The organism is Janthinobacterium sp. PSPC3-1 (genome assembly GCF_049896105.1).
In the GTDB taxonomy this organism is placed as follows: Bacteria; Pseudomonadota; Gammaproteobacteria; order Burkholderiales; family Burkholderiaceae_D; genus Janthinobacterium.
The window spans coordinates 78,841-91,060 of sequence record NZ_JAFCTQ010000023.1 but is presented as its reverse complement, the minus strand read 5'-3'; the positions used below and the strand labels follow the sequence as shown (position 1 = coordinate 91,060).

The window sequence follows — 12,220 nt, the reverse complement described above, 5'->3', positions numbered from 1 at the left end:
TGCTACAAGCAAGCTCGAAAAGCGACACCCTTGCTCACGCTGCCGCCGCGTGGTGGAAAAAAACAGGTCTGAAAAAATCATGTCACGATGCATGGCGCTATAGCCAATTAACCCGCCCATGGAAATCATCGGGAAATTTCCATCTCCAACGGGAGAAAAATACTAAAGCTCACGGCGATCAAATAGCCATATGCCATCTTTTTTCACAAAAACGAATTTATCAAAATAGGGGCTACCTTTATCAGGAACTCCACGAAATTCTGCAGATAGCGATATCATTTCTGGATCATGCAGTACCCAATTATATATTTTTATTGCCAAATAATAATTATACTGATTGTTTTTTGGAGGAAATTTTATATTAGCCATGCCATTTTTTGTGGCAATTTCTGAAAAACCATCTATCGGGGCCTGAACAAAACTTAATTGCACAAAGAATCTGGCTATCTGATTCACTGCTTCCCTCACAACAATCAAATCTTCATTTTTTTTAATCCCTGAAAGATCCATCCTGTTTTTTGTTTTTATATATGGAGGCTCTTTTAAAAAAATTAAATCCATCTCCCCCCCGGAAACTGAATGTTCGCGCGGCGAGGAAGTCATGCTGGCGGCACATCCTGAAATACAAAAAAACATTAAAAACATCAAAAAACAAAATAAATTCTTCAAGATAATCCCCTGATAAAAACCAATTTACATCATTATGGGAAGAAAAGAGGAACACGATTTTACTTGTTCCTCAATCCTGCGATTATTATGCGTTAATCAATAAAGCTCATTCATCACTTGATCAAAGTCGCTACTTCGTCCGCCAGCGTTTCCGCTACTTCCGCCACCTTGATAAAAGGAGCCTCCAAAAATTGAAACCCCTGCGCCGTACACTTCCGCCATAACGTTGCAAGCGAACGAATCGTTATAGTTCGTTTCACAAATATTGTGCATATCTGCTTTAAATATCGCGTCAGCTTCTGCGCGACTGTAAGGCGAACCCGAGCTGTAGTTATTATCATGCATGTCGCAAGCATCACGGAAATTGAAACCAAATGGGGCGTCCGGTACCAAGGTACAACCATCACCACCGCCAGCGACCGCTGCCAATTCTTTTAGTACAATCATGCGCATTTTTGTTATCCTGTTTTTAGGTTGAGTTGACCATCCGGAAAGATGGTTTGATGCCACCGGCCAGCGTGCTGTCACACAATGACCGGTTTTCGTAGTAAAAGCAGAACGGATGAGGTCACGCCTTGTTCGTTCTGCTCCCGACTAAAACATGCTATCGTGACAAGATGTGACATAAATATTGCAAAATGAATATTGAAATTCCATTCGTGGCGTTTCCTTAGCGTGTTATGGCCAATAGTGGTTCAGCAATCCACTCCCATATTTTTCTCTTATCCTGCAGTACGTCAGCCTCCAGCGTCATGCCCGGTTTCAGTGCCTGAAGCTTGCCATATGCATCTATCGTCTGGCGATCAGGCTTGACCTTGATACGATACAGCGCCTCATTACCATTAAATCCGGCAATATTTTGCTGGGCATTGGAGAGGATGGTGCTGGCAATATTCTGTGGCAGTTCGGCCGGTGCAAACGGAGTCTTGCTTACATCAGTTACCGTCCCGCGTTGCAATCCAAACTTTTGATAGGGATAGGCTTGATAACGAATCTGTACAATCTGTCCAACTGCCACGAATCCTGCGGTACGGCTAGGTGCATATAAGTGCACTTCCAGCGTCGGCTCATGCACCAGACCATCTTGCCCAGAAGCGAACTTCTCTGTTTGAGGAATCAAGGTTGCAAGCGGTTGTCCGGCATTGACAGCCTGTCCCCGTTGATAGGTGATAGTTGTAATCGTGCCGGACTGTGGTGCTATGATAAAAGTTGCCTTGCGGTTACTGTTCTCGGCAACCTCCTGCTTTAACATTGCTTGTGCTCTTTGTAGCTGAGCAAGATCAGTTGACAAGCTATTGAACAGCGCGGCCTGCTCGGCCTCCAGGTTCAGCCGATTAGCCTGCAACTGAAGACGCGTTCTTGTCAGGCTGGAAACTCGCAAACCAAGATCAATAAGGTCTTCCTGTTTCTGTTGGGTTTGTACTGGAGAGACATAACCATTTGCCTGCAAGGTTTCATATTTTTTCAGACTTTCTTGAGATAAGTTATAACGCCGCTTTGCCAGATCTATTTCCTGTGCAAGCTGCAACATCTCTGTCTCCTGATTTTTCAGGCGTCCAATAATTTCCGATTTTTTATCACCATGTTGCGCAATGCGTACACGCTGTTCCGCATCAAGGCTTTGCCGCCTGCTGAATAATTGTTGTTCGATCAAAAAAGTCAATTCCCCACCGCTGCTGTGACGCTCGCTCGATAGTTCAAATAATGTCTGACCTGCAGATACTCGGTCACCTTCATGCACGAGACTGCGAATTAAAACACCATCATTTCTTGCATTAATCCCAATACTTCCCGTATCAGGAATCAAGATACCGGCCGTGCGCGCTTTTTTTGTTACGCTACCTACTATAGAAAAAACAATTAAAGCACCTGCAATAATTAAAGAAACACCTGCGATTAACCAGTTGGATAAAGGTTGACTCAATCGAATAGCGCCCAACCATTGTTGATTGAACGAAGTTACAACTTCATCTCGAAACAATGGCAATTCTGATTCATTATCAATCGACATAAAAATTCAAAAAGCAAGTAGCCTCAGGCAAGAAGATGGCAAGAGTATAATTTCCGAATGGAAATGTAAATATTTTTTATCAACTTATTCGATAATTTTTCGATTTTTTAATAATTTTTTATCTTGACAAATTGGCTGGATTTTTAGTAAAAATACAATTTCACTCAATCCGAAGAATCTGATTTTCTTGTAATAAAGGGGAAATTTCAGTCAACAGAAAAAAAAGGTGGAATGATGTCAGTGACGACAGACGAATCTAGTCTCGCCAGCGCATTGCCGCGCACCTGAAAGGCCGATTGCGCCACCGCCTTGCCGCTGGCGTTGGCCAGCGCCAGCCTATGCCGGCCCGGCACCGGTTTCCAGCTGATGCTATCGTCGGCCGGCCCCAGGTCCTTGCCGTCGAGCCGCCAGCGCAAGCCCTGGCCCGCCTGCGCCTGGAAAAACACGCGCTGCAGGCGCTGCGGAATATCGGGATCGATGGCCAGGATGCTGTCGTCGGCCGGATAGACGATGGCCGGTGGGCGCGCGGTGGCGTCCAGCACGGCAATCAGCGCGCTTTCAGTGCCGGCGATAAACCATTCGCGGCGCGGCGCTTCGACCGCCGGCTGGTAAGTCACCACCTGTTGCAGCACGCCCGCGGGCGGCCTGGGCGCATGGCTGGCCACCTGCCTGTGCAGATAGGCTATCACGTCGTGCCAGACGGGTGCGGCGCCCGTCACGCCCGATACGTCCCACATGGGCTTGCCGTCGAAATTGCCGACCCAGACACCCACCGTGTAGCGCTCGGAATAGCCGACGCACCAGTTGTCGCGCATGTCCTTGCTGGTGCCGGTCTTCACGGCGCTCCAGAAATTCGTGCCCAGCTCATTGCGCAAGCCAAAGGTCATGCTGCGCGCGGCGCGGTCGGACAGGATGTCGCCGACGATAAAGGTGGCGCCCGCCTCCATCACGCGCAGCTTGCCTGCGCCAGCCTGCCCCGGCCGCACGCTGGCCGTGCTGTAGAGGCCGCCATTGGCCAGCACGCGGTAGGCGTTGGCCAGCTCCAGCAGGGTCACTTCGGACGAGCCCAGCGCCAGCGAGGGGCCATAATATTCGGCCGGCTCCGTCAGGCTGGACAGGCCGACCTCTTTCAAGCGATTATAAAAACTGTCCTGGCCCGTCAGCAGCACCGTGCGCACGGCCGGGATATTGAGCGAGCTGGCCAGGCTGGTGCGGGCGCTGACATGACCCTTGAAGTTGCGGTCGTAGTTTTGCGGCACATACATGCCGGCGCCGGTGGCGATATCGAGCGGCGTGTCGTCCATCACGGATGCCGCCGTCAGCAAGCGGCGCTCGATGGCCAGCCCATATAAAAAGGGTTTCAGGGTCGAACCGGCCTGGCGCGGCGCAGTCACGCCATCGACTTCGCTGCCGCCGGCATTGCCGACATAGGCAAGGATCTCGCCGCTGCGGTTGTCCAGCACGATGATGGCGCCGTCGTTGACATTGCGCTCGCGCAGGGACGCCAGTTGCTGGCGCAGGTTGTCCTGCGCAAAGCGCTGCAGCTGACCGTCGAGGGTGCTGGCCACTTGCGCGCCGGCCTGCTTCAACAGCTGGCGCGCCACTTGCGACGCCGGCGCTGGTGCGGCGAACTGACTGCTGCGCTGCAAGGCCGTTTGCACGCGCTGGCCGATCAGCTGGCAGCTGCTGTCCATGCGCCACTCCTGCGCCAGCGCGCAGGCGCGCCGCGTCACCGCCGCCAGTGGCGCGTTGGGCGCGCGCACCAGGCTGGCCAGGATAATGCCGTCGGTCTGGTTCAGCCCCGACGGCGCCTTGCCGAACAGATAGTTCGAGGCGGCGGCAACGCCCTGCAGGTCGCCGCGAAACGACACCAGGTTCAGATACGCTTCGAGGATCTGCGCCTTGCTCCAGCTGGCTTCGATCGCGCGCGCGGCGCGCATCTGCTGCCATTTCTGAGCCACGCTACGGCCGCTTTTTGACGGCAGCAGCGCGGGGTCGAGCTGGCCCGCCAGCTGCATGGTGATGGTGGAGGCGCCCCTGGCCTTGCTGGAGAACAGATTGTCCCAGGCCGCCGTGGCCACCGCCGGGATATCCACCCCGCCATGGCGCATGAAGCGCCGGTCCTCGGCCAGCAGCACCGCCTGCTGCAGGGCCGGAGAAACATCGGCCAGCGCCACCCACGGCAGGCGGCGCGCCAGCATATCGACCCGCAACGATTGCAGGCCAGCACCGCCACGGTCCAGCAACCGCGCTTCCGAGCTGCGATACGCGGCCTGTACCTGGGCCGGCGTGGGCACCGCCTGCGCCAAGCCAGGCAGGGCCAGGCTGGCGCACAGCACGGCAATGACCATGCTTTTCACTGCGCGACCTGCACGTTGGCGTTCGGACTCTCGCCAAACATCTCGGGCGCATACATCGCTTCGATGCGCGTGGCAGGCAGGCTGAAGTCACCCGCATTGTTCAGGCGCACCGTATATTCCACGCTCCACGTGCCCTTCGGCACATGGGCGTAATAGGCGCGGAAGGCGTCGAAGGCGCGCTCCTCGTAGGTGGGCCAGACCCGGCCCGCCACTTTTTCGCCGGCCGTGGCCAGTGCCGAATCGCGGCCCAGGCCATTGCCCAGCACGCTGGCGCTGGCCGGGATCGGATCGCCGACCACCACCCAGCTCATGTCGGCCTGGGCCGACAAATCCAGGCGCACGCGGTAGACGTCGCCACGCGACCATTTGCCGGCCGTTTTCCGCTCGACCGCCGTGACGGTTTTTTTGATCGTGTAGCCGCTAGCCAACGGCGCCTTGAGCGGGATCGCCGCCAGGCTTTGCACGGTGGCCCAGGGCTTGCCGCTACCGCTGTTGGCCAGGCCCAGGGTATCCTTGCCGGCCGGCCAGGCCTGCAACACAGGGCCCAGCTTGTCGGCGTTGTTCCACACCAGCGTTTGGGTATCGCTGCCCAGCTTGGCGGCGACGGCGCCCGTGACTGGAGTGGACTCGAACTTCGCTGAAAATTTCGCGATCGCCAGGGTGCCCCAGGCATTGGCCACCGTGGTGTCCCAGCGGCCCTTCTTCTGGCGGCCCAGGCTACCGCGCATCAGGCGGCCGATATCGTCTTTCCAGGCCGGCTCGTCCAGCACGGCCAGCAGCAGGCGGTTGGCGTTGACGTCGCCGGACACCATCAGCCACCACCAGTTGTCCTTGCGCTCGGTGGAAAAGCCCATGGTCGTGCCCTGGAAGTTCAGGCGGCCACGCAAGATCTGCTGCGCTTCGGCCAGCAACACGTCGCGGCGCGCCAGCTTCGGCGTGCGCCGCAACAGCAGCGACCAGTCGATCACGGCCGAGGTCGGCCACAACTTCGGATCGATGCTGATCGATTCGAGCGCATCGGGCGGCACCTTGCCCGAGCGCGACAGCGCTTCCAGCGCCGCCAGCTTGCGCACCGCCAGGTCGTTGGTGGCCAGCGCCGCATGGCGCACGATACGCCCCTGCACGAAAGCGGTGAGGGCTTCCTCCATGCGGTTCTTCACCTGCTGCGGTATCGCATAGCCCGCTTCCGCACTGGCCGCCAGGATATACGCGGTCAGGCTGTCGCTGCCCTGCTCCATCGACGGGAAATATTTCAGCAAGCCATCCGCATCGAGATAGGCCGGCAGCTTGGCCATGGTGGCCTGCCACAGGGTTTTATCCCCCAAGGCGATGGCTTTCGAGCTGCTCTGCTCGAAGCAGGTGTAGGGGTAGGCCTGCATGTATTCGCGCACGCCGGGCAGGTCGCCACCGAGCCTGGCGGCAAAACTGGTCTGGATGCCGCCACGGCCCGGCAAGGCGCCGGCTGGCAGTTGCACGGGAAGATTGAGCGGCTGGTCGAGCTGCACCAGGGTCGCCTGGTAAGTACGCACCGGCGTGGCCTGCATCACTTTCTGCGTGATCTTCAGCTGATCGGTGCGCCCGCCGGCTTTCGCGCTGACTTGCCACACGACGCCGGCCGCGCCCATAGCCACCTGGTAGTCCCAGCCCGTCTCGCGCGCTTCGCCGGCCGCCAACGTGAGACTCTGGCGCGGCAGCGCCTTGCCGGCGGCGCTGGCATTGAGTTCCACGTTCAGGGAAGCCGAGGTGGTATTGCGTACCGTAAAGCCCGCGCGCAACTGATCGCCTTCGCGCACCACCGCCGGCAGGCCGGACACAATGATCAGGTCCTGCGAGGATCGGATATCCGTGCTGCCGGTGCCAAACAACTGCTGGCCGGCGCTGGCGATGGCCACGATGCGAAAGCCCGTCAATGAATCGTTCAGCGGCACTTGCAGCGTCGCTTCGCCCTTGGCGTCGAGCTTGACCGTGCCCTGCCAGAACAGCAGGGTGTCGAACAGCTCGCGGCTGGCGCCCTTGCCGCCGCCACCGCCGGCCGGGAAGGCCTTGCGGCCGAAGTGGCGCTTGCCGATCACCTGCATCTGCGCGGTCGACGTTTCCACCTGCAGGCTGCGGCGCGCCATCATCGCGTCGAGCAGCTTCCAGCTGTCGTTGGGCATCAGTTCCAGCAAGCCCGTGTCGACGGCGGCCAGCGCCACTTCGGCGCCGGCCGGCAGCGGCTGGCCATCGGCGCGGCGCACGCGCACCGACACCTCGGCCTTGTCGCGGGTCTTGTACACTTCCTTGTCGGACACCACCATCACGCGCAATTCATGCGCCCGCCAGCCCACGTTCAGGGGGGCGATGCCCATCTTGTAGGCCGGCTTGCCCAGGTCGACCAGGGCGGTGGGCTGCACGCCGTCGACCCTGCCGCGCACCACCAGCACCGACACATACACGTTCGGCGCGTAGTTGGGCTTGACGGGAATCGTGACCACCGGTTCGCGCCCGCTCAACTGCCGCACATAGGTGTCGAGTATGCCTTCGCGCTCGACCGTGATCAGGGCCGTGCCGGCGCGAAACGGCATGCGCACCTGCAAGCTGGCCTGTTCACCCGGTTCATGGCGTTTCTTCTCAAGCAGCACGTCGATGCGGTCATTATCGCTGGCGTCGAACCACCAGTCGCCGCCGCCGGCCACCCAGGTGTCGCGGTTGGCCACCGCCGCGCGGCCGGCGCCATCCTGCGTGCTGGCGCGCAAAATCAGATTGCCGCTGGCGGGCGCCTTGACGTCGCACAGCAGCAGGCCTTTGGCGTCGGTCTGGCCGGTGCAAGCCTGGCCCAGCTTGACGATCTCGCTGGTGTTTTCATAGGCATAAAAGCCGCCGATCAGGCGCCGGCGGTGGGAATAACTGTTGCGCTGGAAAAAGTCGACCGCCACCGGCGCATTCGCCACCGGCTTGCCATCAAGCGACAGCACGGCCACCGTAAACTTGAATTGATCTTTGCTCAAGGCCCAGGCGTCGGGCTTGATGCCGATCACCACGCTTGACGGCCACAACGGCACGCGGGTGGCGACCGAGGCCGTCTCGCCATTGGCGTCCTGGAACGCCAGCTCGGCCACCAGGTCGCGCGGCGTGGCCAGCTTGGGCAGCTGGTCGACCACGATGCGCGCGCCGCCGGCCTGATCGAGATTCAAGCTTTGCGTGCGCGCCGCCTGCGCGCCGCCAGGCCGGCCATTGCCTTCATCCTGCCATTCGCCGCCATCGTCCTCCTCGTCCGTGCCTTGCCTGACCAGGCCCTCTTTCACATCGCCATTGCTGAAGCTGTAATCGGCATAGTCGGCAAACGTCACTTGCTTGTCCTGCAGCAAGGTGCGCAGCTTGACCGGCGCACCGGTGGCGGCGCCGCCGACCAGGTAGTTGATCTGCGCGTCGAGGCTGACGGACGACGCTTGCACTGCGGGGTTTTTGGGTCCCTGCAGCACGGCTTTCATGGTCGGCACGCGGAACGCTTCGACGCGAAACGTTCCCGACGGCTTGCCGGCCATGCTGACCTGGTACTCGCCCTGCCTGGCGTCCAGCGGGATCACCCAGTCGTTCTCGGCCGAGCCACTGTTTGACCAGCGTAATGGCAGCTCGTATTTCTGCTCGCTGCCCAGGTGGGCAATCACCACCGAGGTGGCGCTGCCCGGGCCATTGCCCTTGCCCACCAGTGCCAGGCCCTGCTCCGTATGCCTGCGAATAAAATGCTTCATGTGCACGGTTTCGCCGGCGCGCAGCAAGGTGCGGTCAAATACCGTGGCCAGCAGGGTATTGTCGGCGCGCGTGTCGTCGGTGGGCAGGTTGAAGCGCCACGATTCGATGCCGCCGACCCAGTCCGACAAGGTAAACGTCATGTCGCCGCCGCTGCGCGCGCTGACAAAATAATTGGCGTTGTTCTTGCAGCCGGACCGGGCCAGCTCTTCGCGGATCTGCGCCACGCCGTTGTTATCGGTCACGTCCTGCCACAGCAGCTTGCCGGCACAGTCGCGCACCGCCACTTGCGCCCTGGCCACCGGGGCGCCCCTGTCGAGCGAGGTGACCCACACCAGCGACGATTGCGCGCCGTGCTTGAAGTGGGCCGCCATATTCGTCACCAGCGCGGCCGTGCGGACATACGCCGTGGAGGGCTTGCCCTGCAAGGCCTTGCCGAGCATGGGGCTGGCCAGTTCCACCACATAAAAGCCGGGCTTGGCCAGCGGTATGCCGATCACCTCGAACGTTTTCTTGCCGGCCGGGCGCGGCAGTTTGATGGCGCGCGTGCCGGTCATGCCGTCGAGCACGGATTTTTTCATGCCGCCCGCATATTGCGCACTCGGCTGCCAGTACTCGCTTGCCTTGCCATCGCCGGCCAGGCGCCGCAGCCACTCGATGATGAACTTGTCGTCATGGTCGGGCACGCGCAAGGTGGCGCCGGCAGCGCCCTCCATGCCGCCGATTTCCTTGCCTGACAGGACGGGTTCGATATTGCGCACCGTCACCGGCAGCAAGCCATCGCCTTTCGCTTCCAGGATGCCGAACGGCGCCGGGAACTTCAGCAGCGGCGGCTGCTCGCCGGTGCGCACCGTCATGGGAAAGCGCGCGCGGTTGAGCAGGTCGCGGCCGGCGTCGTCCTGCAATGTGGGCGGCAGCGCCAGCACCAGGCTGGCTTGCTCGGGAAACGGCCCCTTGAAGGTCGCTGCGGTGAGGAATTCGGCCTTTTCCTCGCCTTCGGCCAAGCTCGGCTGCCAGGTCTTGCCATCGCCTTTCAAGGTCATGGCGCGCACCAGTTCCGCTTTTACGGGCGCGGAAAACTGCACGCGCATCGGCAGGAAGGGGATGCACTGCTCTTTCGGATTGCTGCGCTGGCAGCTGAAGCGGGCCGTGAAGTCGGGCCGCGTCTTGAAGTTCAGGGTCTGCGCCTTGTCGGTGGCGATGCCGCCAGCCCCGGCACTGGCGATCCCGGCGCCCCATACCAGCGATACCTTGGCGTCGGCGGGAAAGCTGCGCTTGCACTGCAGCACGGTGACGGGCAGCGGCGGCGCGCCCTTGCCGCGCGCCAGCATGCCGCTCTTCCACTCGCTGCCGCGGGCCTTGAAGTACACGCTCAGGTAGCGGTCGAGAAAATGCTTGCGCAAGGCCAGTATCTGCTCCAGTTCCTTGCCCTGCAGCAGGCGCACGGCGATCTTTTCATTGATGCCGTCGGCGCGGCAATACGCGTTGGCGGCAATGCTGGCCTCATCCGGCACCGCATCGAGGCCCAGCACGAACACCTGGTTTTCATCGATATATCGCTGGCCGTCATGGGGCGCCGCGTCAACGATGGCCGGCCCGCCGGTGGAAAAGCGGTAGCTGGCCTGGCCCTGCACGGCTTTGCCCGCCTGGTCCTTCAAGTTGGCTTGCAAGGCAAAAGTGCAGGCCACGCCGCCCGGCAAGTCGCGCTCGAAGTCATACGCCCAGTTGCGCTCATCGGCCCAGCGCCCCGTGCCCGCCACCACGGCCGGCGCCGCCTTGCCGCAATCGATGGTGAATGGCGCGGGCAGCGCCATGTCGCCGAACGGCACCATCGGCGTGCCAAACCGCACCCTGACCTGGCGCACGGCCTTGACGGTACCGGTGGGCGAAAAGCTTGCCACGCCGCTGTCGGCCCGGGCCATGGGCTGCACGACGGCAGACAGCACAACACTGGCCAGGCACAGCAGCATGGACTTGGGGTGGAGGTTGGGCACGGGATGGCTCCTGGTAGGACAGCTGACAATGCGGAAAAAGCAGACTGGTCGGGCGAGGCTGGCTATAACACTGTTGTATAAGTTATCAAGCTCGCCATTGTTGTTAATATACATCGGTCGGCATGGCCCAGTCGTACGATAGACGCCTGTGCCCTCTGGCGATTTCATGCCGCGTAGTGAAAAGGACTAAACAATTTAGTGCTTAAAAGTGTTGTATTTGTCTCAGTTTTGCAACACCATTGATATACAACAATCCTTTGTGCGCTAACGCACCGACCGGTTGAACTCGGAAACGTATTCTCCAATCCAACAGCAGTGCATCTCAAACAAAACATGCGCATCTGGAATTGTTGTCGCAGTAGAACGCAGACCATCTAGTCGTTTGATGTGTTAAGAAAAAATCTCTATTAACGTTGGGAGTTACTTGTGAATAATTTAAAAAAAATCGCCGTTGCCGCCGCCGTCTTGTGCTCGTCCTTCGGTGCACAGGCTCAGGAAATCAATCCATCCTGGTACATTCAACCAAGCATCAATGCTTCGAAACCAGATTCGGATTTCTCTTCCGACAAAACCGGCTATGGCGCTGGTCTGCGCTTTGGTAAGCCAGTTTCGCCACAGTGGGACATGCAGTTTGGTACCACCTACACCCGTTCGAAAGACAATGGCAACCGCTACCAGCAAAATACGCTGGGCGTCGATGGCCTGTACTTCTTCACCCGTAATCCAGGATTCGCTCCGTTCGTCGTCGTCGGCGCCGGCATGCAGCGCGACAAGGACAACGGTCCTCTGGGCGAACGCAGCAAGAGCTCCCCATACGCCAACCTGGGCCTGGGTTTCCAGAGCAAGCTGACCGACCAGTGGTCGACCCAGTTGGACGTGCGCAATGTGCATGGCTTCCTGCGCGGCAATACCTTCCCACAAAGCAAATCGAGCAACTGGTATGTCAACGTCGGCCTGAACTACGCTTTCGACAAACCGCCGGTCGCCGCCCAGCCAGCCCCACCGCCGCCAGTGCGTGAAGAAGTCGTCGTGGTCGTGCCGCCACCACCACCGCCGCCACCAGCGCCACGCTTTGAAAAAGTAACGATGGCCGCGACCGAACTGTTCGCGTTCGACAGCGCCAAGCTGGCCCCGACCCAGACCAAGCTGGACGAAATCGCCCGCGTGCTGAGCGCAGCACCGGATGTCAACAACGTGGTCATCAGCGGCTACGCCGACCGTATCGGTTCGGCCAAGTACAACCAGAAACTGTCCCAGCAACGTGCTGATTCGGTCAAGGAATACCTGGTTGCCAAAGGTGTTGCCGCCAACCGCCTGAGCGCCGAAGGCAAGGGTTCGACCAATCCAGTGGTTACTTGCGATAACAAGAAACGCGCTGACCTGATCAAGTGCCTGGAACCGAACCGTCGCGTTGAAGTCGAGCAAATCACGATCGAGCGCCGCGTACGATAATTACG

Annotated in this window: 6 protein-coding genes; 1 reads left to right on the top strand and 5 read right to left on the bottom strand. The window is 59.5% G+C overall.

All coding sequences use genetic code 11. The features are described 5' to 3' along the window. Window positions 1-162 precede the first annotated feature (162 nt). The 5 genes from ACP7B7_RS21485 to ACP7B7_RS21465 all read right to left on the bottom strand — a co-directional run bounded on the left by ACP7B7_RS21485 (window position 163) and on the right by ACP7B7_RS21465 (window position 10,763). The gene (locus ACP7B7_RS21485; protein WP_308922267.1) at window positions 163-669 is read right to left on the bottom strand and encodes a hypothetical protein; all 507 of its coding nucleotides are present in this window, start codon (window positions 667-669) and stop codon (window positions 163-165) included. 96 nt (window positions 670-765) lie between these two features. Further along, window positions 766-1,122 carry a phospholipase A2 gene (locus tag ACP7B7_RS21480; protein WP_308922268.1) on the bottom strand — a complete coding sequence of 119 codons (357 nt, stop codon included), beginning with the start codon at window positions 1,120-1,122 and terminating at the stop codon, window positions 766-768. Window positions 1,123-1,339: 217 nt separating this feature from the next. Then, window positions 1,340-2,680 carry an HlyD family secretion protein gene (locus tag ACP7B7_RS21475; protein ID WP_308922269.1) on the bottom strand — a complete coding sequence of 447 codons (1,341 nt, stop codon included), beginning with the start codon at window positions 2,678-2,680 and terminating at the stop codon, window positions 1,340-1,342. Window positions 2,681-2,886: 206 nt separating this feature from the next. Continuing rightward, a complete protein-coding gene (gene pbpC, locus ACP7B7_RS21470; protein ID WP_308925813.1) occupies window positions 2,887-5,031 on the bottom strand; it encodes a penicillin-binding protein 1C in 2,145 nt (714 codons plus the stop codon). 5 nt (window positions 5,032-5,036) lie between these two features. Beyond that, on the bottom strand, window positions 5,037-10,763 hold the full coding sequence (locus tag ACP7B7_RS21465; protein WP_426078000.1) for an alpha-2-macroglobulin family protein: 5,727 nt from the start codon (window positions 10,761-10,763) through the stop codon (window positions 5,037-5,039). A gap of 426 nt (window positions 10,764-11,189) precedes the next feature. Here ACP7B7_RS21465 and ACP7B7_RS21460 point away from each other — a divergent pair, with 426 nt between their 5' ends. Next, window positions 11,190-12,215, top strand: coding sequence for an OmpA family protein (locus ACP7B7_RS21460; RefSeq protein WP_426077999.1), 1,026 nt, complete (start codon window positions 11,190-11,192; stop codon window positions 12,213-12,215). Window positions 12,216-12,220 lie beyond the last annotated feature (5 nt).